The sequence below is a fragment of the Bacillus sp. AFS015802 genome, assembly GCF_002561455.1.
In the GTDB taxonomy this organism is placed as follows: domain Bacteria; phylum Bacillota; class Bacilli; order Bacillales; family Bacillaceae_B; genus Rossellomorea.
On record NZ_NTUP01000070.1, the window covers coordinates 125689 to 148416 of the forward strand.

The 22728-nt window shown below is 43.7% G+C and carries 23 protein-coding genes; 4 read left to right on the forward strand and 19 right to left on the reverse strand.

The features are described 5' to 3' along the window. Positions 1-80: 80 nt before the first annotated feature. From CN378_RS21620 to CN378_RS21665, 11 genes are all read right to left on the reverse strand, one after another. Positions 81-617, reverse strand: a complete 537-nt coding sequence (locus CN378_RS21620) for a ribonuclease H-like YkuK family protein (RefSeq protein WP_098354589.1) — start codon at positions 615-617, stop codon at positions 81-83. A 769-nt stretch (positions 618-1386) separates the two neighbouring features. Then, the gene (locus CN378_RS21625) at positions 1387-1845 is read right to left on the reverse strand and encodes a staygreen family protein (protein ID WP_098354559.1); all 459 of its coding nucleotides are present in this window, start codon (positions 1843-1845) and stop codon (positions 1387-1389) included. 69 nt (positions 1846-1914) lie between these two features. Beyond that, positions 1915-2679 (reverse strand): hypothetical protein, encoded by a 765-nt coding sequence (locus tag CN378_RS21630; protein WP_098354560.1) that lies wholly within the window; start codon positions 2677-2679, stop codon positions 1915-1917. Between the two features lie 138 nt (positions 2680-2817). Next, a complete protein-coding gene (locus tag CN378_RS21635; protein ID WP_098354561.1) occupies positions 2818-4239 on the reverse strand; it encodes an alanine/glycine:cation symporter family protein in 1422 nt (473 codons plus the stop codon). A gap of 262 nt (positions 4240-4501) precedes the next feature. After that, positions 4502-6940: a DNA topoisomerase IV subunit A gene (gene parC / locus CN378_RS21640; RefSeq protein WP_098354562.1), complete on the reverse strand. Its 2439-nt coding sequence runs from the start codon at positions 6938-6940 to the stop codon at positions 4502-4504. Positions 6941-6943: 3 nt separating this feature from the next. After that, positions 6944-8914, reverse strand: a complete 1971-nt coding sequence (gene parE, locus CN378_RS21645; protein WP_306471902.1) for a DNA topoisomerase IV subunit B — start codon at positions 8912-8914, stop codon at positions 6944-6946. A gap of 292 nt (positions 8915-9206) precedes the next feature. Next, entirely contained in the window at positions 9207-9614 is a 408-nt protein-coding gene (locus tag CN378_RS21650) for a CoA-binding protein (protein WP_098354564.1), read from the reverse strand. A 198-nt stretch (positions 9615-9812) separates the two neighbouring features. Further along, positions 9813-10712 (reverse strand): ABC transporter substrate-binding protein, encoded by a 900-nt coding sequence (locus CN378_RS22800; RefSeq protein ID WP_218924836.1) that lies wholly within the window; start codon positions 10710-10712, stop codon positions 9813-9815. 24 nt (positions 10713-10736) lie between these two features. Beyond that, complete coding sequence (locus CN378_RS22805) at positions 10737-11393, reverse strand: ABC transporter permease (protein WP_218924837.1); 657 nt, start codon at positions 11391-11393, stop codon at positions 10737-10739. Then, a complete protein-coding gene (locus CN378_RS21660) occupies positions 11390-12373 on the reverse strand; it encodes an ABC transporter ATP-binding protein (protein ID WP_098354590.1) in 984 nt (327 codons plus the stop codon). Before CN378_RS21660 ends, CN378_RS22805 begins: the two co-directional genes overlap by 4 nt. A 187-nt stretch (positions 12374-12560) precedes the next feature. Next, the gene (locus CN378_RS21665) at positions 12561-13859 is read right to left on the reverse strand and encodes a purine/pyrimidine permease (RefSeq protein ID WP_098354565.1); all 1299 of its coding nucleotides are present in this window, start codon (positions 13857-13859) and stop codon (positions 12561-12563) included. A gap of 201 nt (positions 13860-14060) precedes the next feature. Between CN378_RS21665 and plsY the strand changes: the two genes are divergently transcribed. Together plsY and CN378_RS21675 are read left to right on the forward strand one after the other, a co-directional pair. Next, positions 14061-14642 carry a glycerol-3-phosphate 1-O-acyltransferase PlsY gene (gene plsY / locus CN378_RS21670; RefSeq protein WP_098354566.1) on the forward strand — a complete coding sequence of 194 codons (582 nt, stop codon included), beginning with the start codon at positions 14061-14063 and terminating at the stop codon, positions 14640-14642. Positions 14643-14893: 251 nt separating this feature from the next. Next, positions 14894-16051, forward strand: coding sequence for a CapA family protein (locus CN378_RS21675; RefSeq protein WP_098354567.1), 1158 nt, complete (start codon positions 14894-14896; stop codon positions 16049-16051). Between the two features lie 49 nt (positions 16052-16100). Here the strand turns inward: CN378_RS21675 and CN378_RS21680 are convergent, their stop codons facing one another. After that, positions 16101-16361 (reverse strand): hypothetical protein, encoded by a 261-nt coding sequence (locus CN378_RS21680; RefSeq protein WP_098354568.1) that lies wholly within the window; start codon positions 16359-16361, stop codon positions 16101-16103. A 121-nt stretch (positions 16362-16482) separates the two neighbouring features. Here CN378_RS21680 and CN378_RS21685 point away from each other — a divergent pair, with 121 nt between their 5' ends. Beyond that, positions 16483-16773 carry a HesB/YadR/YfhF family protein gene (locus CN378_RS21685; protein ID WP_098354569.1) on the forward strand — a complete coding sequence of 97 codons (291 nt, stop codon included), beginning with the start codon at positions 16483-16485 and terminating at the stop codon, positions 16771-16773. Positions 16774-16828: 55 nt separating this feature from the next. Here CN378_RS21685 and CN378_RS21690 read toward each other — a convergent pair whose 3' ends face one another. The 7 genes from CN378_RS21690 to acnA all read right to left on the reverse strand — a co-directional run bounded on the left by CN378_RS21690 (position 16829) and on the right by acnA (position 22105). Then, positions 16829-17134, reverse strand: coding sequence for a hypothetical protein (locus CN378_RS21690; RefSeq protein ID WP_098354591.1), 306 nt, complete (start codon positions 17132-17134; stop codon positions 16829-16831). A gap of 79 nt (positions 17135-17213) precedes the next feature. Next, on the reverse strand, positions 17214-17630 hold the full coding sequence (locus tag CN378_RS21695) for an acyl-CoA thioesterase (RefSeq protein WP_098354570.1): 417 nt from the start codon (positions 17628-17630) through the stop codon (positions 17214-17216). 186 nt (positions 17631-17816) lie between these two features. After that, the gene (tlp, locus tag CN378_RS21700; protein WP_098354571.1) at positions 17817-18044 is read right to left on the reverse strand and encodes a small acid-soluble spore protein Tlp; all 228 of its coding nucleotides are present in this window, start codon (positions 18042-18044) and stop codon (positions 17817-17819) included. Positions 18045-18119: 75 nt separating this feature from the next. After that, positions 18120-18263 (reverse strand): acid-soluble spore protein N, encoded by a 144-nt coding sequence (locus CN378_RS21705; RefSeq protein ID WP_044336998.1) that lies wholly within the window; start codon positions 18261-18263, stop codon positions 18120-18122. Between the two features lie 103 nt (positions 18264-18366). Then, complete coding sequence (locus tag CN378_RS21710) at positions 18367-18513, reverse strand: FbpB family small basic protein (protein ID WP_098354592.1); 147 nt, start codon at positions 18511-18513, stop codon at positions 18367-18369. Positions 18514-18662: 149 nt separating this feature from the next. Beyond that, on the reverse strand, positions 18663-19250 hold the full coding sequence (locus CN378_RS21715; RefSeq protein WP_179885022.1) for a peroxiredoxin family protein: 588 nt from the start codon (positions 19248-19250) through the stop codon (positions 18663-18665). A gap of 143 nt (positions 19251-19393) precedes the next feature. Further along, positions 19394-22105 carry an aconitate hydratase AcnA gene (gene acnA / locus CN378_RS21720; RefSeq protein ID WP_098354573.1) on the reverse strand — a complete coding sequence of 904 codons (2712 nt, stop codon included), beginning with the start codon at positions 22103-22105 and terminating at the stop codon, positions 19394-19396. A gap of 320 nt (positions 22106-22425) precedes the next feature. Here acnA and sspO point away from each other — a divergent pair, with 320 nt between their 5' ends. Further along, positions 22426-22575, forward strand: coding sequence for a small acid-soluble spore protein O (sspO, locus tag CN378_RS21725; RefSeq protein ID WP_098354574.1), 150 nt, complete (start codon positions 22426-22428; stop codon positions 22573-22575). Positions 22576-22728 lie beyond the last annotated feature (153 nt).

Sequence of the window (22728 nt, forward strand, 5' to 3'; positions counted from 1 at the left end):
GACATCCTTTTACATGATTCTAGTAATCTTACATAATATAGTATTTTTAATGTCGAAAAATGTGAGGGCTGATAGATCATTTATTTTGTATAACGGTTCGCATAGCTGGAAGCGACGAAAGCATCAGGTTTAATTTTCGGTTCCACACCTATGGCTTCCATCCTTGAAACCATTTCCTTTACAAACTTACTCGTTTTATTCTGCTTTCCATTTCCGATATCAATATGACCCTCCATAGTAAACGAGGCACCAACATAAATGTAAGGAAGGACGATATCAATTAACTGATTTTTTCTTTCCTCAGTAAACAGCGAAACAATTTCTTCGGATAATGATAACTCGTATGAGATCCGCTCATGCAATTGCAGCATTCTTCTTGGGATTAATACTTTTCTTAGACATGCCCACACACCATTTCCTTCATTTAAAATCACAATTCCTGTTATGAAGGTGGTATGTGAGTGATGAACTTGAGAATCAGTCCCAACCATTAATCGATAGTGTCCGTTTGGCTCTGATTGCATGAATTTCACAATATGTTCAAAGACCTGGTCAAATGACATCCCGGTTTCCTGTAGATTTTGAAATGAAAAGTGATGATCCTTATTATTTTTCATCTTGTCAATCACAGCTTTCTTAACCAATTTGTGAATGTAAGGTGTAGATTTTATCTATATTCTATGATGAGAATTTATTTAGTGTGAAATGAAATGATGGTCAATTTGTTCAAGCTTCGGAATTGTCTAAATGATGTAAAAAGGGATGGTAAGCTAAAACAATCTTTTATTTAAAGATGCGTAGCAAAAGGCTTCATTAACTAACTAATGGGGGAGTATTTGATAGAGATTATGACGGATTTAGAGATATTATATTTAATTTTCCAGTTAACATAATGTATCTTATAGGAACCTGAATAAAATAATCATTTTCAGTCTCGTATCACAAGTATACTGTTTATAATGAGACGGAAGAAAAAATCATGATGATTGCACGTTTGTTATAAATCTGCCGCGATTTTTTTGTTTGCCCGGCATTATTATATGTGTCATCAACCTGACAGTCCGTAAATTCATGATGTGCTGCTGATTGAGCGTGTTTTTCAGTGACCTCATCGTTCAGCCAACTATTATCTGACTATTCTAAAGTCACATCTTAAACATAAATATACGATCCAGCTATTAGATCCGTATTCCTTCCCGGTGCTGTATAAACATCCTCTCTTGATAGTTTACATAATATATAAGCCGTTTTTGGTATTTCCCGGCATGCTTATCGTCAGTAAAACTTTTGACTTCATCTAAACGCTCTGATCCCTTGCCCGCTTGTGTGCCTGATAGATAAAAAACAAGCATAAAGAGTCCATAAAGTCCTCTCTATGCTTGTGCCTCATTTAAGTAAATATTGTCTTGGTGTTCCAAAATAAAGCGTTTGCTGATATTCAGGGTAAACCGATTCGAAACAAATGATGATTGGTGCATCCAGGAGCCATGGAAAGTACGTGTAAAAGCCTTTATCCCCGTTCACCATTGCTGCGAGCGCCAGTGGCAGCTCCTTTTTGAAGATCATGAATCGTACGTTGGAAAGCTGTTGATCGAATTCTCCCCCACTGACATAGACGGTCCCGGTAAGGGTATATTGACCAAGGTTCCGTCTCCATTCCGCTAACACTTCGTCCCTCATGGCCGCGTTGATCTTTTCCAAATCATAGCAGCAGCCGACACTTAAGAACAGTTCCCCTGTCGTATCGGAATGAGTCAACGTATACTTCCTGTTATCGATGGGATGGAAAATGGATGCAGGCGGCAAGTATTGAACGGCTAACTTTTCGGGCTTAAATTCACTCATGTTGTCAGCCTCCTTCTGCGAAAATGGGCTTACAACAGAGTATGACAGCAGCCTATAAACGGTTCCGCTCTAATTTTCCTTCCATTTGATTTTCATTAAATTCCATTTCTCATCCTCATAATACCAGTATGAAGTGGCTGTACCGATCCCATCAGCATGATAGGCTCCGCTTATTTGCTGGTATCCTTTCAGCCCTTTTCCTGACTTCCCGAAGATTCTGGCCGGTTCGAAAAAGGCATAAGGCCCAACCATCAATTCCATGGGTTCATTTAATTTTCCGTCGGTGTAAATCCCCAATCTTTCATAATCCTCTTTTCGGTCGCTTAAGTCGACTGTGTAGGATTGATTTGTATCCACAAACGTAATGGATGCTTTGTATTCATCCTCAAACTGGGCTTGAATCGTAAGCGGATCAGGCAGACCGATATCAACCAGCTTATTATGTGCTAATGTATGGAGGGCCATATTGTAAAGGCCGCCGCTTCCACCCGTTGCAGATGAATACAGCATATCTTTCACTCCATCATGATTTAAATCAACAAATTGAATCTTAGGCTCAAAGCCACCTTCATAATCGATTCGGAGGTCACTTCCCTTGGACGTTTTAATGTCAGCCCAGATTTGTTTTAGAAACAGGGCGTCAGGAGAAAATGGAATCGCTTTGAGTGTGATTGTATCCCTTTTACCATCGCCGGTTACATCTTTTTTATAAACTGCTACGGTCATTTCATTTACAGGCTGCTTTTCCGGCGGCTGGGCTGGAAAATTCCCGGCTATGGCATGGAGCGACATAATGAAGAAAGCACCGAATGCAAATAGTAATTCTTTTCTCATGATTCTCTCTCCTTGGTTGATCATTATTCATTATTATTTTCACCAAAGAAGGAAATTCTATGTAATCCATATACTCTTTCTTTTTAAATGATCCATAAAAAAAGACCAACCCATTCAAAGGTTGGTCCCAACTTGCTATTACTGTTCTCTTGTCTCAGGTTTTGCTTCCCAGCTTTCGATTCCTCTTAGCCCTTTAATGGAGTTGGAGTAGAAAACAGGATCTTTCCCCTGCCTTTTTTGCTCTCTGTAATCCCTTAGTGCTGCTATGGCAATTTTGGCGAGCAATGTGATGGCTATCAGGTTGATGATGGCCATAAGACCCATGAATAGATCTGCCAGGCTCCATACGATATCCAATTTAACCACCGCTCCGAATATCACCATGCCGAGAACCGCGATTCGGTAGATGAACAGGGTAACCGGACTGTATTTGATAAACTCAATATTGGTTTCACCATAATAATAGTTTCCGATAATCGAGCTGAACGCGAACAGGAATATGGCGACAGCGACGAAGGTATCCGCCCATGCACCGACGTGGAAGCTTAAGGCTGCCTGTGTCAGTTGGATTCCATCGACTCCGGTTGTATACTGATCGGATAAGATGATCATGAAAGCAGTTGCCGTACAGATCAGCAAAGTATCTGTGAAAACCCCGAGCGTTTGAATGAGTCCTTGTTTAACCGGATGTGTGACTCCTGCAGAGGCAGCTGCGTTCGGCGCACTACCCATACCGGCTTCATTCGAGAACAAACCGCGTTTGATCCCCATCATGATGGCTGCGCCGACTCCGCCGCTTGCCACTTCACGGATACCGAATGCATTTTCGAAAATGACGACGAACATATCTGGAAGCATGGTAATATTCGTGACTAGAATATAGAATGCAAGAATCAGATAAAGTACAGCCATGATCGGAACGACAATTTGTGTGACGCTGGCAATACGCTTGACACCGCCAAAGATCACGAGGGCGGTCAGTACAGCCAGAATGATGCCAACTGTCATACGGTCAAATGAGTATGCTTCTTCCATAGCGAGTGAAATCGTATTGGATTGTACCGAGTTAAATACAAGACCAAAACAGAAGGTGATGATGACGGCGAACAGGATTCCCATCCAGCGGGCGTTCAATCCCTTTTCCATATAGTAAGCAGGACCGCCGCGGTATCCGTCCTTTCCGTCTTTTACTTTGTAGATTTGAGCAAGTGTACTTTCTACGAAGCTTGTTGCTCCGCCAAGAAGTGCTATGAGCCACATCCAGAATACCGCTCCCGGTCCTCCGCCTGCAATCGCTGTTGCCACTCCGGCAAGGTTACCGGTACCGACACGGGAAGCGGTGCTGATCGTGAATGCCTGGAAAGAGGAGATGCCTCGTTTTCCCTCTGAGGAAATCGTTGTCTTATCTGTTAATAACCTTCCCATTTCCCCTAAGTAACGGAACTGTGCGAATCTGGTCCGCAATGAAAAGTAAAGGCCCAACCCGATCAAGGCCACAATCAATATGTATGACCACATATAGTCATTTAAGGTGCCTACGATACTTGTTAATAACTCCATAAATGTACCTCCCAGTTGTTTTAGTTTATGACAAATAATGTATGAACCTATGTTTGTTTACCCATTCAGACACTGTTTTAATCTATCAAAAAATAGATTTTCATTCAACTGATAAATTCATATTGTTGAAAGAATATTAATTGTTGTACAATTATACACCGGTTTTGTACAACAATAACGAATGAATATACATTCTATATACATTCGTACCCATATAAACAAACAAACGGCCAGAAATGGTTCCGGCCGTTTGTTGGGGAAGCTATTCTTTTGAATCATTCCTCGGTGATTCTGACCATGTTTCAAAGACAGATCCGCTATCACCTTCATCGATGACAAAGGATCCATTCGAGTAACGGTCATTCGGTCTAAGGTCTGCGACAAATACTTCTTCTGACTTTCCTTTTACCGTGATCAGTCCCACCTTATCCGTGTCTTTCACCACTTCTATGCTTACGACACGATGCGGATTGGACTTCAATTCCCTCAGCATGATGACACCGCGCTTGGCACGGGTGGTCTTTTCGAACTCGGCTAATTTCATTTTCTTCACGGCACCCCGCTGTGTAGCCAAGAAAATGAAGTCTTTCGATGGATCTTTTACCATCTTGCCGGATACGACATAATCGTCATCCTTGAGGTTGATCCCTTTCACACCAGCCGCCCTTGGTCCTACGATGTTCACATCTTCTTCTGTGAACCAAAGACCATAGCTTAAGTGTGTGGCGATGAATACATCACGTGTCCCGTCTGTTAAGTGGACATCCACCAGCTTATCGTCACCCTTGAGATTGATCCCTACAAGTGGACGTGAATACCGCTGTGCTTTGTACTGAGGAAGCTCGGACCTCTTGATCATGCCGTTCTTCGTGATAAACAATAAGTAATGCGCCGGATCGAATTCCTTGATCGGAATGGCTTTCAGGACCTGTTCGTCCCGGTCGATCGGCACGATGTTCCCAATGTGCTGACCAAGATCCTTCCACCGGATATCCGGGAGCTCATGGACAGGGCAATAGATGTAATTCCCTTTATTAGTGAATACCAGGAGGACATCCGTTGTGTTCATTTCGTATTGTCCCAACAGCCTGTCTGTTTCTTTCATGGCAAGATCCTGACCGTTTGATGCAGAATAAGAACGGAGGCTGGTCCGTTTTATATAACCATCCCGTGTCACGGTCACCATGACATCTTCACTGGCAATCAGTACTTCCAGGTTGATCTTGATTTCTTCGATTTTGTCCTCGATTTGGGTTCGTCTGGCGTCAGCAAATTGCTTTTTGATCGCCTTTAATTCTTTTTTAATCACACTGTAGAGCTTGCCTTCGCTTTCTAAGATAGCCGTCAGTTCATTGATCGTTTTCGCTAATTCTTCTGCTTCAGCCTGCAGAGCCGTTATATCTGTATTGGTCAATCGATATAGCTGTAAGCTGACGATCGCTTCTGATTGGGCTTCTGTGAACTGGAATTTCTGGATTAAGTTATCCTTTGCATCCCGTTTATCTTTAGAGGCACGGATCGTGGCAATCACCTGATCCAGAATGGACAGGGCTTTCATCAGACCTTCCACGATATGCTGACGATCCTTCGCTTTACTTAGGTCATGCTTCGTCCGGTTGGTCACCACTTCTTTTTGGTGCTGAATATAAGCATCCAACAGTTCACGAAGTCCCATCAGTTTAGGGCGTCTATTATGTATGGCAACCATATTGAAGTTATAGGCGATTTGAAGGTCACTGTTTTTGTAGAGATAGTTCAGGACACCGGTTGCATCAGCATCCTTCTTCAATTCGATGACGATGCGCATTCCGTCACGATCGGTTTCATCACGGACTTCTGCAATCCCTTCCACTTTACGGTCTACTCGGAATTCATCCATTTTTTTGACCAGATTCGCTTTGTTGATCTCATAAGGAATTTCCGTTATGACGATTTGCTGCTTGCTTCCGCGGATGTTTTCAATATCTGCTTTCCCGCGTACAACGACTTTCCCTTTTCCGGTTTCATAGGCTTTCCTGATACCGTCCACCCCTTGGATGATACCGCCTGTCGGAAAATCCGGCCCCTTTAAGACCGTCATGAGGTCTTCCACTGTACTTTGGGGCTTCTCCATGCGCATGATGGCAGCATCAATGACTTCACCAAGGTGATGCGGCGGGATGTCGGTTGCATATCCTGCCGATATCCCAGTGGAGCCGTTGACGAGTAAGTTAGGGAACCGGGACGGCAATACGGTCGGTTCACTTGATGTATCATCGAAGTTCGGAACAAACTCCACGGTCTTTTTATCGATATCACGGAGAAGCTCCATGGAAATCGCAGAAAGGCGTGCTTCGGTATAACGCATGGCTGCAGGTGGATCCCCGTCCACGCTACCGTTGTTACCATGCATTTCAACCAGGTAGTTACGGACCTTCCACGTTTGACTCATCCGTACCATGGCATCATACACGGATGTATCACCATGGGGATGATAGTTACCAATAACGTTACCGACTGTTTTCGCTGATTTCCTGAAGCCCTTCTCCTGGGTGTTTCCATCTACATACATAGCGTATAGAATACGTCTTTGTACTGGTTTTAATCCGTCACGCGCATCGGGTAATGCACGTTCCTGGATGATGTATTTACTATATCGTCCAAATCGGTCGCCAAGCACCTCTTCCAGAGGTAAGTCTTGATATCGTTCTACAGTTGTCATGTATTACCCCTCCTCTCGGACCGTAATGTTTTCATTTTCCAGAATGCTGCCGTCTTCTTCTAATCCAAAGGCTACATTGCTTTCGATCCATTTACGGCGCGGTTCTACTTTATCACCCATCAGAGTGGTCACCCGGCGTTCAGCACGTGCCGCATCATCTATACGAACACGGATCAACGCACGTGTTTCGGGATCCATCGTCGTTTCCCATAGCTGATCGGCGTTCATTTCCCCCAGACCTTTGTAGCGTTGGATCATATAGCCTTTTCCGACTTTCGATATGGCCCCTTGAAGTTCATCGTCCGTCCATGCATATTCAAGCTTCTGCTTCTTACCGGCTCCCTTGCTTACTTTGTATAGGGGAGGAAGCGCAATATATACTTTTCCTGCTTCCAATAATGGCTTCATGTACCGGTAGAAGAAGGTCAATAAGAGAACCTGTATGTGAGCCCCGTCTGTATCGGCATCCGTCATGATGACGATTTTGTCATAATTGATGTCATCCACATTGAATTCAGGACCGACGCCGCCGCCGATGGCATGAATGATCGTATTGATCTCTTCATTTTTGAAGATGTCCTGAAGTTTCGCTTTTTCTGTATTGATGACTTTTCCCCGCAGCGGAAGAATCGCCTGGAATTTGCGGTCTCGGCCTTGCTTCGCAGAACCTCCTGCTGAATCTCCCTCCACCAGATAAAGCTCGTTACGCTGAGGATTTCTTGATTGTGCAGGTGTTAACTTCCCGGATAGGACGGTTTCAGAGCGCTTTCGCTTCTTTCCGTTCCGGGCATCTTCCCTTGCTTTACGTGCCGCTTCCCGGGCCTGGGCCGCTTTGATGGACTTCTTGATGAGAAGGGAACTGGTATCAGGGTTCTCTTCTAAGAAATAGAGAAGGTGCTCTGAAACGACGGCATCAACGGCTGATCGTGCTTCGCTTGTACCGAGCTTACCTTTTGTCTGTCCTTCGAATTGAAGTAGATGTTCTGGTATACGTACAGAAACGATACTCGCAAGTCCTTCACGAATGTCGGTCCCTTCAAGATTCTTGTCCCGATCTTTCAGGATCCCCACTTTACGGGCGTACTCATTGAAGACACGGGTCATGGCTGTCTTGGCTCCCGCTTCGTGGGTACCTCCGTCTTTTGTACGGACATTGTTTACGAAGGACAGGATGTTTTCAGAGAACCCGTCATTAAATTGAAAAGCAAATTCCACTTCGATGGTATGATGTTCCCCTTCAAAGAAGGCTACGTTGTGAAGGACATCTTTTTCTTCGTTCAGGTATTGAACAAATGCCTGGATCCCGCTTTCGAAGTGAAAGACTTCTTTCTGATCATGACGCTCATCAATGATCTCGATTTTCAACCCTTTCAGGAGGAAAGCAGATTCCCTTAGACGCTCACAAAGGGTTTCATAATTATATGTGATCGTACTGAAGATACCGGGATCGGGTTTGAAATGGATACATGTCCCTGATTTCTTTGTTTTCCCGATTTTCTCCAGGGTCGTCTCGGGCTTACCCCCATTGGAGAATCGCTGTTCATATTTCATCCCATCCCGTTCAATCGTGACGACAAGCCATTCAGAAAGGGCGTTTACCACCGAGGCCCCTACACCGTGCAGACCGCCGCTTGTTTTATAACCACCCTGACCGAATTTCCCTCCAGCATGAAGGACGGTCAAGATGACTTCTGGTGTCGGTTTTCCGAGCTTATGCATACCCGTCGGCATTCCCCGGCCTTTGTCCTGGACCGAGATGCTATTATCTTTATGTATCGTAACAATAATCTCATTTCCGAAGCCCGCCAGAGCTTCATCGACTGAGTTATCGACAATTTCGTATACTAAGTGATGCAAACCTCTTGAATCGGTAGAGCCTATATACATTCCTGGTCTCTTCCGAACGGCTTCCAAGCCTTCTAATACTTGAATGGCATCATCATTGTAATCCATGGTCTTATTCTGGTTGGCCACGAACATTCCCCTTTCAAAACATCTCTAACCATAATTTGTTCGCTCTTGTAAGCTATTATTGGTTATGTATCTATTAACTATAACACAAGAACGTTTGTTCGTTTACCTGTTTTGGTCAAATCCTTCAGGTAAACCACTATTGCTTATTGTAGCGTTTTATTTGATTTTCGCAAATGATATTTCCGTGAACAGGCAGGAATAGGCTTTGTTTCCCCATTGGTTTTCCCTTCATTTACAGTATGCCTGTCCGATAAAAAAACAAGCGGTCAGAGCCGCTTGCTACGAGTGAGAATTATTTGGTTAAAGCATGTTCAACCTTAATACAGCGATCCATAATGACCGTATACCCTCGTTCCTTTAAAAAGCGATAAGCCTCTTCATTCATTACACCAAGTTGTGCCCAAAAAACATTTGAATCGATTTGATCGAATTCTTCTGCAATGTGGGGCAAAAATTCCGAGCGACGGAATACATTGACAATATCGATCGGTCCTTCTATCTCTTGGAGAGAGGATACAGCCTTTACCCCCAGAGCCGATTCAATGGTTGGGTTAACCGGGATGATATCATATCCCTGATCCTGCATTGCCTTTGAAACCATATAAGATGTCCGTGCAGGATTATCACTCAAACCGACTACCGCAATGCGTTTTGATCGTTTTAATATATTTCCGATTTCCTGCCGTGTTGGATTTTCCATTGGGGCTTACCACTCCTTTATTGATCGTTTGCGTTATATTCTTGTACCATATCTTAAGTCCTATTCTTCTTTTATACCATATTCCCCTTCAATTTTTCAAAATTTTATAAAATTATCTAATGAAAAGGAAGTGCCAGGAAGAAAGTCAGGGACCGCTTTGCAACACGATTCCTGACTTTCCTGCCTGACACCTGATGGCTATTTTTTAATCAACCCTTTGGATATGAGGAAATCACGCGCTACATCTTTGGGATCCTGTTTATCCATATCGACTTTCGCATTCAACTCGCTCATTTCCTCTTCGGAGATTTGGCCTGCGAGTTCATTCAGCACTTTTTCTACTTCAGGATGCTCTTTCAGAACTTCTTGACGAATGATTGGTGCAGCATCGTATGGCGGGAAGAATCCTTTATCGTCCTTCGTCGTTTTTAGGTTGTAACGTTGGATTCGTCCATCGGTTGTAAAGGCTGGAATAATGTCTACATCCCCGTTCTTGACCGCTTCATACATGATGTTCGGGTCAAAGCTTTCTTTCGCTTTAAACTCGAATCCATAGGCTTCAGCGAAAGCATCATATCCGTCCCCTTCCCGTTCATAGAACTGATGGGGTGCACCGAAGCTAAGATCCTTGGATAGAGGTACGATGTCAGAGAAGGTTTTAGCATCAAAGTCCTGATCCTTTGTATAAGCAAGAGTATACGTATTTTCGAAGCCGAGGGGCTTCAGCCAGGTAACATCGAACTTATCTTCATACCCTTTACGCACCTGTGAAAGAATTTCCTCCGCTGATGCGCCTTCTTTTGCTTGTTCCTTCAAAACCGCTTCAAGTCCGGTACCGGTATACTCGACATAGACGTCGATGTCCCCTTTTTCAAGAGCGGGTGTGAGGATCGAAACTTCTCCCAATCCTTCTTCCACTTTTACATCCAGGTCTGTTTTTTCTTTCAGAAGCTCAGCCATCATCTGTGTCAGGATGAATTGCTCTGTCCACATCTTTCCTGAAACGGTGATGGTATCTTTTCCGCCGCCATTTCCGCAGCCTGCAATCACGATCGATACGATGATGAATAAAATAAATCCTTGTAATTTCTTTTTCATTCTTACTCTCCTTTGGATTAACCTTTATTTTCTTGCTTTTAAGCCTTTAGGTGTAGTCATTCTTTCAAGCATCTTTAATAAAAAATCAAAACTCAACGCCAGTAATGCAGCGGGAATGGCACCGGCAAGGACCAGGGCGTTATTCCAGGTGGATAGCCCGCGGTATATGAGGTCCCCCAGCCCCCCAGCTCCAACAAAGGTAGCAAGTGTGGCAACACCGACCGTCAGGACAGTGGCCGTCCGGATGCCCGCCATGATAAACGGAAGGGCCAGTGGGAGCTCGACCTTGAAGAGCAGCTGGGAGTTGGTCATGCCCATGCCTCTGCCCGCCTCGATGACACCTTCATCCACCCCGATGATCCCTGTATAGGTGTTCCTGAGGATCGGCAGAAGGGCATATACCGTCAGGGCAATGATAGCCGTGACACTCCCTGTCCCTAGAAGGGGGATGAGGAAGCCGAAAAGGGCCAGACTCGGGATCGTTTGAAATATCGCTGTGATTCCGATAAAGAATTCAGCCGATTGCTTCTTTCGGGATATGTATATACCCAGTGGCAGTGAAATTGCAATTGCGATGAAAATCGATACAAAGGATAAATAAAGATGTTCAAATAGTCCCGTTACGATAGCATCGGAGCGGTTCGAAATGGTGTGGATGAACAGGATGGAAAAAGTATTCATAAAGAGCCCGCCTCCTTCTTCCCTTCTGAGGCTACAATACGGAGGATGTCACTGGATGTGACGACCCCGATCTTCCTGTCGTCTTTCGTCACCATAAGGTATGGCTTCCCGGATGACAAGAGTATTCTTGCTGCTTCATGGATGCTTGCATCAAAAGGGATCAATGTGTATTCCGGTTCATTCAGCATGAGGTGAAATCCATTTCCATCGTCCTTCATGATATCCAGTACCTGTTTCGGTTTCACGGGGACGTTCAGTCGGCTTTCACCGATAAAGGCACGGACGAACTCGTTGGCAGGTTCTGATAAAAGATCCGCCGGTGTCGCAATCTGTTCGATCTTGCCATCCCTCATGACCGCGATTTCATCGGCGATCTTTAACGCTTCATCAATGTCATGTGTAACAAATACAATCGTCTTATGTATGGTGTTTTGGATGCTTTTCAGTTCATCCTGTAGCTGTTCCCGGCTGATGGGATCCAGGGCACTGAACGGTTCATCCATCAGGATGATCGGGGGTTCCGCTGCAAGGGCGCGTATCACCCCAACCCGCTGCTGCTGTCCGCCGCTCAATTCGAGTGGGTACCTTTTCTTGTAGACATCCGGTTCGAGACCGACCAGATGAAGTAGTTCATCTACACGACCCTCATATTTTTCCTTCTTCCACCCTTTCAGACGGGGGATGAGACTGATGTTTTCTTCAATCGTCATATGGGGAAGCAGCCCGATACGCTGAATGACATAACCAATATTCCGCCTGAGCTCGACTTCGTCCGTTTCTGAAGTGTCCTTTCCATCAATGAGGATGGTCCCCCCAGAAGGAGTTATGAGTTTGTTGATCATCTTCATCGTAGTCGTTTTGCCGCATCCGCTTGGACCGATCAAAGCAATTAGCTTTCCTTTTGGGATGGTTAAGTTAATGCCCTTGATGGCTTCTGTACCATCTTCATAAACTTTCGTGACATTCTGAAATTCAATCATTTTTTCCACCTGCTTTATGATCTGAGAAATTTTACTAAACATAGAAGGGATACCCTCATTATACAAGAGGTAAACATGTTGTAAAAGGATATGCATGAATCATTCTAGTTTGTGATGAATATGGCATGGACATACGGTAGAGTTCCTTAAACTCTCTTTTCCGACAGATAATAAAAAATCCGGCAAACTACGGTTTGCCGGATTGGGTATGACGTCTATATTTCTTGATGATAGCTTGTTCCACCACAATAGCCGTAATGGTCCCGAGTATCAAGCCGTTATTCAATATGGATGCAACGACGACCGGCATATCCTTAAAAGCACTGGCCGGAACGAACATGGCTCCCACTCCCACAATGAGGGAGATTCCTGCCACAAAATGAATTCGTTCAACGTCTTCTTCTTTTCGATATTCGGAAAGGGCAAGCCCGACCATCCTGATGAAAATGACCGTTGTCACGGCATACCCGACAGGAGCGGGAAGGCTTGCGAATAGATTCATGATTTTGGGGATCAGACTGATGATCATGATAATTCCGCTGCCGATGATGAAGGGGATGATCGAGTACATTCCCGTCGCTGATACAAAACCTGCAGAGCCGGAAATGGGAACAGATCCAATGGCAGAAAACACTCCCCCGAACAGCTGATTCAGTCCTGAAGCAAATCCGCTCTTCGTATAACGTTCATATGTCGGTTGCCCCTTTGCCCTCATGACTTCTTCCATCACCCGTATGGAAGCAATCATATTGGTCGTCAACAGGAAAGTGATGAATATGGAAGTCACGATGACTCCCGTATCAAACACAGGTGGCCCGAAGACAAACACTTGGGGTAATGAAAACCAGCTTTCTGAAACAGTAGTACCCGGGGAAAGCCCCATGACAATGAAGATGAGCCATCCGGCAATCAGGGCAAGGATGATGGAATATTGCTGTATCCATTTCCGCTTGTGACTTGAAAAATATAATGCTGCGAGGATCGTCAAAACACTTCCAAAAAGGACAAGTGGCTCCAAGGATTGTCCTTCATGCTGGATTCCGAACATCCCTTTGATGAAGGAACCGCTTAATTGCAGGATCAGTAGCATCAGATAAATAAACGTGATCGTCGGTGTAAATAAGGTGGATAATTTCTTTAAAAGCCCTGTGGCAGAAAGGATGAAGAAAATCACTCCACTGACGATCATCCCTCCCTGCAGCACGGTCAGCACTTCTTCATGACTGCTGTATAGAGTCCCGGAAAACCCTGCATAAATGGCGAAAACACCCCACCACAGTCCTGCAGGTCCTTCATTAATCGGAAGTTTGTGACCGGCCAATGCCTGGATAAGGCTCGCTGCCCCCAAAACGAATATCGTCCGTTGGATGAACCCTGCAGTATCGGGAGGAGACAATTGGAATAAATCTGCAATCGCAATGGGAGCGGCAATCGAGCCTGCCACCATAAAAGCCACCCATTGGAAAGCTGACAAGAGAATTTGCATCTGTGAACACCTTCATTTCAACTATGTAAAGTGTGTCCATTTTAACATACTTCCGTTAAATTGATGCTGATGAAGGAGGAGTTTTTATAATATTATCTACTTTTATGAACAGGTCCTAATTTTTTCGCTTATTTTCTCCCCTTCTCAGGGAAAACATGTTAAAATAAGAACGGATTAGTTTTATAAAAAGGAGCAGTGATGATGATTTTTGCCCTTATACTTGTACTTTCATATTTATTAGGTTCCATCCCATCAGGTTTACTGATCGGTAAGACATTTTACGGAAAAGATATCCGTGAACATGGAAGTGGAAACCTGGGTGGGACGAATACGTTCAGAACCCTTGGCGTGAAAGCCGGGATGATCGTAACCATCATGGATATCCTAAAAGGCACCCTCGCCACCCTGCTCCCGTTGATGTTCGAAAGTGATGTACATATGCTACTCGCCGGGGTATTTGCCGTCATCGGTCATATGTATCCCGTGTTCGCAAACTTCCGGGGAGGAAAAGCCGTGGCAACCTCGGCCGGTGTCCTTCTGGGCTATAATTACATCTTATTTTTAATCTTACTGGCCGTCTTCTTCATTTGTTTGTATCTAACAAAGTATGTGTCCCTTTCTTCCATGATAGCAGCGGTACTCGCCTTCACGTACTCATGTCTGACTGGAGATATTCCCCTCATCATTGTTGTAGGCATCCTGACCATATTTGTCATATACAGGCACCGTGCAAATATTGTACGGATCAAAGATAAAACCGAACCCAAAATAAAATGGCTTTAGTTAGAAAGCGACCTGTGCACCAGGTAACCGGATCTCCGGTACCCCCTGCTGCATAGGTTGCTTTTTTATGATTCGGAAGGTATAGCCCTACTGTCATTGGATAAAGATGAAAGAGATTCATTAGATAGATGAAGCACTACAAAAAATGATTATATTAATGATTATATTCTTCAAAAATTTTCTAAACTACTATCCTTTCCTCTCTGTTTTTTTGTAAAATGGGAGTAGTGAATACATAAAGGATGATGGATATGAATAAAAAGAGGGTAATAACAGGGATGGCCATCTGTCTCCCTTTGCTATTGGTGATGGGTTTTCTTATAACTAAACAGTATTCCGAATGGAACACCCCTTCTGGAGGAGAAAAGATCACTTCCCTCCTGCATTCGACCAGGGAGGTGCAGGCATCTGGTAAGTCGTTCAAGGCAAGTGCTTCCCTTGCTGCAATAGGAGACATACTTATACATGATACTGTTTATAATGATGCGAAAAATCAATCTGGTTATGATTTCACACCCATGTTCTCTCCCATTAAGGAAATGCTTTCTACTCCCGATTTTCTGATTGCGAATCAGGAATCAACTCCTGGTGGTGTGGAACTTGGAGTTTCGAGTTATCCATTATTCAACAGTCCGAAAGAGGTAGTTAAATCCCTGCAGGAGGTGGGAGTGGATGCTGTGACCACTGCCAATAACCATTCTTTGGATCAGGGTGAAAAAGGGCTTATGAGTGCGATTGACTATTACGAGAAACTGTCCATGCCATATGTAGGTGCCTTTAAAAGTCGTGAAGACCAAAATCGAATTCGTACGTTTAATGTGAATGGAATAAAATTTGCCCTTCTTTCCTATACATATGGAACAAATGGGATCCCTGTCCCCGAGGGAAAAGAGTATTTAGTCAATTTAATCGATGAACAAAAAATGATCCAGGAAATCCAGAAAGCGAAAGGAATGGACATCGATTTAGTGGTCATGAGCCTTCATTGGGGAAATGAATATCAACGCTTCCCTACTGAGGAGCAGCAAAGGCTCGCAAAGGTGTTGACGGATAGCGGTGTTGATATCATATTCGGTCACCATCCCCATGTGCTTCAGCCAATCCAGACCTATAAGACGAGTGACGGGCGGGATGCCGTTGTCGTTTATTCACTTGGGAATTTCCTTTCAGGTCAAAAGGATGATTACAAGGATATCGGGGGAATGGTAACGGTTCAGATTGAGAAGAAGATGAATCCCGCCGGTTCCTCCATCTCGTTTCCATCCATTCAATTTCAACCTACCTTTGTCTCCGAGAATCACTATAAAAACTACCGGATCTACCCTCTCGATTTTGCCAGGAAAAATGGTATGATCTCAAACACGGAAGAAGAAATGGTATCACATATGGTGAACGGCTTACCGAATTGAAATCAAAAGCGACGTAAAAAACGGGTTTCCATCATGGAAAGCCCGTTTTTTAATGTCCACCGAAGATCATTGAATTAAAGAATATGCCTCCTAGCGCTAAGATAGCCAACAATGTGTTGGCCAAAAGGAACGTCTTGCGGCTCCCCTTAAAGAATAGATTGACCATCCCATAATAAATGAGGGCAGCAATCACAATGAATGTCCCTGCTTCAATCTGATATTTCGCTTTATGCAATTGTAAAAAAGTCAATACTCCCAGTCCGGCAAATATAAATGCCCCAATGTAATATAATAACGTTTGTGTTTTCACTTATTTCATCCTTTTTGCGTATTAGTAGATGTTCCGGCTTCTCTATGTATATAATATGAGATGAAACCTTCTTTGTCCAGAAACACTCTGGAAAATAGCTGTAGAGAAAGGAGTCTCATCCATGAACATACATATTTCGAAAGAAGCTCTTACGTGGTTTAAAAACGAAATGCTTGTTGAGGAAGGCGAACAAGTTCGTTTTTACGTGCGGTACGGAGGTTCCAGCCCTCTTCACGATGGTTTTTCATTAGGAGTGAACAAAGACGAGCCGGTGGACGCTGGTGAACGAATCGAAATCGAAAATCGGGAGTTCTTTATTGAAGAGGGAGATTTATGGTTCTTTGATGGTCATGATTTATATGTTGAGTTTGACCAAAACCTTCAAGAGCCTGCATACGAGTACAAAAAATAACGTGCACCAAAGGCTGGCATTCCGCCAGCCTTTTTCCTATTTACAGCATTGACAGCTACTTATGAATGAAACGATCGATATGCTCGTGAAGGCCCTCTTTAACGAGGATATCATACTGGGTCTTCCCTAACAGATCGAAATGGGGGAAGCCATCCTCCCTTTGATGAATCCATTCCTTTTTCAAACCATACTTTTCTCCCCAACGGGATAATTCATCGATGTCACAGCAGCCCACTTTCGTCACAGTGCGTGCATCAGGAAACCGATCATCCAGCCAGTAGTGGGTAAGAAAGGCAATCTCACCATTCTTCACTCGTTGTTTCCACCTTCTTAGCTCTTCCTTGGTTAGTCCGAATGCCATGGCCCTCTTCCTTTCCAATTACATCCTCTTAGAAGTTGTTGTTGTTTGCCAAATCTGAACCATAAGTTCTATGTAAGTATTATTTTTTTGCCTTTTCATACGCATCATGCCATTGAGGAAACATTTTTCGTATCGAAACCGGTCGAAAGTTCTCTTGCTTGACGCATACATGTTTCGATTGTCCGGTGATGGCCAGTTGGTTCTTGCCGTTATAGATTTCGTACGCATAGGTAACACGCAGTCCATCATACTCTTCTACCCATGTTTTTATGAACGCTTTTTCCCCATATCGAACGGGTGACTTATAGCTTACATTCAAATCAATAACGGGTGATAGAATCCCTTCCTTTTCTATATCGGCATATTTAAAGCCTAGGTCTTCTATCAGCTGTGTACGACCAAGCTCCATCCATATGAGGTAGTTTGCATGATACACAACCCCCATTTGATCCGTCTCTGCATAACGCACTTCAATCGTTTTTTCTGCAATTTGCATCCTTTACACCTCATCTATTCAGTATCCTTTCTCATTTTATCATAGAAGCAACAGTCTTAGAATTAATTGGCTTCTTCTGGGATGTCACCGTTTGCCACTTGTTGACCAAAAGGGCTTCTGAACATAATCACCCGAACAGAAAGGGCCAGTAGCTTTTTTCTGTCCGGGTGAATGAATTTTCATCTCTTATCGATTTTTCTGATTCGCTTCATCTTTGATTTCATTGCGGAAAGCCTGGAGGCTCTCTCTGCGGCGCTCATTCTTTGCTTGAATGGACTGAAGCTGCTCTTCACTGTCCGTACAAGCCATCGACTCTTCAGCCCGATCTATATTTTCAATCGTATGCTGAACCATCCCTTGAAGCTTCTCAACATTATCACTGCGATCATCCGGATTTGGTTTATCCCATGCCATCCTGCATTCCTCCTGTTTCAATATGATGAGGGACGGACCTCTTGGGCGCGTCCCTTTTGAACTCTCAGTAAAGCGTTATTCACCCTTGGTTTGGATGACTTGTGCGTGTTTACCTGATTTGTCCTGCATTTGTTTCCCTTTGTTGCCGCCAGCTGCTCTCGATTGTGTCCCAATATGGTTTGGTGCAAAGTGATTCGGACTTCCTTTAGAATTACTCATATACTTCCCCCCTTACTAGTATGATTACCAAAATAAGAAGGAAGAAAAGGCGTAATAATTGGCAGAATTATTTTTAGGCAAAAAAAATAAGCCTCGTAATTCCTTACTCGGCTTTGCCTATAGGGCGTTTTATTTCAAGTCTGGCATCAATACGTTCTTCAATGGCATCGATCGCATCCTGATCCAACAGCAGCTGCTGCTTGTTTTCTTTGACCAGGTCCGCAAAAGATTTTTTTCTCGGTCTGCGCAATTCCATCCCCTCGCTCTCTATTGTGGTTTGTACAAATAGTATATCCAAATGTCAGATATTTTAAACAAAGGTCACAATAGATCATCAAGATGGATGTGCTCGAGCACCTATGTAGGAGCTTTTTATTGGCAGGTCCGTCCCTCACTTCATCATTTCAACATGGATGAAAGGGAGTTGATGTTTGTTATGGCTCCGATTTGTTTGTGGATGATGATGCCTTGTTCGTTGATGATGTAGGTGGTTGGCACGGTAAGGATGTCATAGGCGTTGTTGATTTTGTCCTGCCTGTCCAAAAGTATGGGGAATGTCAGCCCCATTGCTTTTTGGTATTCTTTTACGTTGTATTGAGGATCGATATTGATGGCCAATACTTCCACGTCCTTGCCATATTTCTCATAGAACTCCTGGATTACAGGCATTTCTTCTTTGCAAGGAGGGCACCATGTAGCCCAGAAGTTTAAAATGACTTTCTTTCCTTTCAAATCAGACAATGTGATGGAATCCCCGTTTAAGGTCTCAAGTTTGAAATCAATGGCACGATCCCCTACGTTCGGTCCGGGATCGTTTTCAACAGAAGTTGTTCCAGGAACCTCCCCATCTTCTATATCGATGAGCTGGTTATAGGTCTCCCCTTGTTGAAACGTGCTTTCCGAGAAGGAACCGGGGTCGGATTTATTCTCTATATAGAATGAGAAAATGAATAAAGTGACAAGCAAAACACCAAAAATGGATTTCAAAGGAGTGCTCTCCTCTCGTAGAATGTTCTTACTTTCATCTTATGTCGGCTTGTCTCTCTTTAGTCATGGATTTTTGGGAGGGGGTTGAATGGAATGATACACGTGGAATAAAAAAGCCCCGGGAAACCCGGGACTTAAAACCTTTATGCTTTTAATTTGTTACGTAGAACCATTTGCAGAATTCCACCATGACGGTAGTAGTCCACTTCTACGTCGGAATCGAAACGGGCAAGTACTTCGAATTCTGTTTTTGATCCATCTTCAGCTACCGCAGTAACCGTCAGGATATCACGAGGTTTTACATCGTTCGTTACATTGACAGAAATTGTTTCTCTACCAGTCAATCCTAATGATTCAGCGCTGTCGCCCTTCTTGAATTGAAGTGGAAGCACACCCATCATCACAAGATTCGAACGGTGGATACGCTCGTAGCTCTCAGCGATAACCGTCTTGATACCAAGAAGATTCGTACCTTTCGCTGCCCAGTCACGGGAAGATCCCATACCGTAATCTTTTCCTGCAAGAACCACTAATCCAGTTCCATCCTGTTGATACTTCATGCATGCATCATACATTGGCATCACTTCATCTTCAGGCCAGTAAGTAGTGAAGCCACCTTCAGTACCAGGAGCAATTTGGTTACGGATACGGATATTTGCAAACGTACCGCGCATCATCACTTCATGGTTACCGCGACGGGAACCGTAAGAGTTAAAGTCACGAGGCTCTACATTATTCGCACGTAAGTATTTACCTGCTGGTGTATCTTTACCGATGGCACCTGCTGGTGAAATGTGGTCAGTTGTAACTGAATCCCCAAATTTACCGACAACACGAAGTCCGTTTAAGCCTTGGATGTCTTCAGGTGTAGTCGCAAGACCTGTAAAGAATGTAGGATTTTGAATGTATGTTGATTTGTCATCAAAGCTGTAAAGTGGTTCATTACTTGTTTTGATCTCATTCCAACGCTCGTTTTCAGAGAAAACATGCTCATATTCTCTTCGGAATAATTCAGGAGTAACGGTTGATTTGACAGCATCCTTCACTTCATCCTGTGACGGCCAGATATCTTTGAAGAATACGTCATTTCCATCTTTATCTTTACCTAAAGAATCTTTTTGGAGATCGATGTCCACAGTACCTGCCAGTGCATAAGCAACAACAAGTGGTGGTGAAGCAAGGTAGTTTGCTTTCACAAGTGGATGGATACGACCTTCGAAGTTACGGTTACCTGAAAGGACGGATGTTAACAATAAATCGGCATCTGAAACAGCCTTTTCGATCTCAGGGCGAAGTGGACCGGAGTTACCGATACAAGTCGTACAACCATAACCGACAAGATTGAATCCGATATCTTCCAGATAAGATAATAGTCCTGAATCTCTCAGGTATCCAGTTACAACCTTAGAACCTGGTGCAAGAGATGTCTTAACGTAATCAGGAACATTCATTCCAAGTTCCACAGCTTTTTTCGCAACTAAACCGGCACCTAACATAACATATGGATTCGATGTATTTGTACATGATGTAATGGCAGCGATACCGATCGCACCAGTTGGCATCACAACATCTTTACCATCTTCAGTTGTATACTTGGCTGTTTTGTTGATTTCAGACGCATCCAGACCAAAGCCTTGAACGCCTTCTTTAGCTGTGATGGATTTATGGAAAGATTCTTTCATATCAGAAAGAGGAATTAAATCCTGTGGACGTTTTGGTCCAGAAAGGTTTGGTTCCACTGCTGAAAGATCAATTTCCACCACATCAGTGTAAGTTGGCTCTTCTTTTTCAGGAGTGAAGAACATGTCATTTTTCTTCAAGTATTCTTCAACCATTTTGATGTGGTCTTCGTCACGGCCGGTCAGGCGGAGATAATCCAGTGATTCAGAATCAACCGGGAAGAATCCACAAGTTGCGCCGTATTCCGGAGCCATGTTGGCAATCGTTGCACGGTCGGCAAGAGGTAATGTTGCGACACCTGTACCAAAGTACTCAACAAATTTCCCTACCACGCCTTTTTGCCGTAATACTTGTGTTACTTTAAGGGCTAAGTCTGTAGCGGTCGCACCATTAGGAAGCTCACCGGTAAGTTTAACCCCGATAACTTCAGGTATTGGGAAGTATGAAGGTTGACCCAGCATTCCTGCTTCTGCTTCGATACCACCTACACCCCATCCGAGTACACCGATACCGTTGATCATGGTCGTATGAGAATCAGTACCAACCAGCGTATCCGGATATGCTTCAAAGTCACCTTCTGTTGTTTCAACAGCGTGAACGACATTCGCTAAGTACTCGAGGTTTACTTGGTGAACGATCCCTGTTGCAGGTGGAACGGCACGATAATTTTCAAATGCCTTTTGTGCCCAGCTAAGGAACTGATAACGCTCTGCGTTACGTTCGAATTCAAGGTCCATATTGGCTTGCAATGCATTCGCTGTACCGTATTTGTCTACCTGTACAGAGTGGTCGATGACAAGGTCAACAGGGATTTCAGGATTGATCTTCTGTGGATCCCCACCGATATCAGCCATTGCTTTACGTAGAGACGCTAAATCAACGACTGCCGGTACACCAGTGAAATCCTGGAGGATGACACGTGAAGGTTTGAATGGAACTTCTGCATCCTTCACTTCGGCGGATCCCCAATTTGCCAGGTTTTCAACATGTTCTTTGTTAATGACACGTCCGTCAAATTGACGAAGTACAGATTCGAGCAATACCTTTACACTGTAAGGTAAGCGGTTAATTTTTGTTACTCCAGCTTCTTCAAGCGCTTTTAAACGATAATAATGATAACGTTTTCCTTCTAGTTCGAAAGAAGATCGTGCATTAAATACATCGTTCTTTGCCATTTCGATTCCCCCTCTAAACTACATCACACAATAAGTCGAAAAGTTTTCGTTTTAAACGAACTTTTCTCACATTTCCATCTTAATACAAGCGATTACATAAGTAAATAACAATAAAGTTATTGTTTTTGATAAGTTTTACTTATCTAAATGATTAAACTCCTTTGGCGTACGAGAAAAAGATTGATTTAACAACATTTCCGCCATTGTCAAATCGTGTCAGATTCCCTAAAACATTATTCCAATAAAATAAATCTGTTAGCCTTTTCCTTTAATAGAGAGTAGCGGATGGTGGCATTCTATCCTTATGGAGGTGTTCTACATTGGCGAAACGTAAAGCAAACCATGTAATAAACGGAATGAATGCAGCGAAAGCACAGGGTCAGGGTGCCGGTTACAATGAAGAGTATTCAAATGAACCGCTGACTGAGTCACAACGTCAGTTCAATAAAAAGCGCAAAACCAATCAGTAACGGATAAAGGGTGGCAGGGGCCATGGTAAAAATGCGCAGGGATATTGTCACCTTCCCTCCTGTATATTATCACACCTATTGTCCCCTACCCTGTTCGTACAAAAATAAAACCCGCTCTGCCGATAATGAGGCATAGACTAACCTAAATTAATG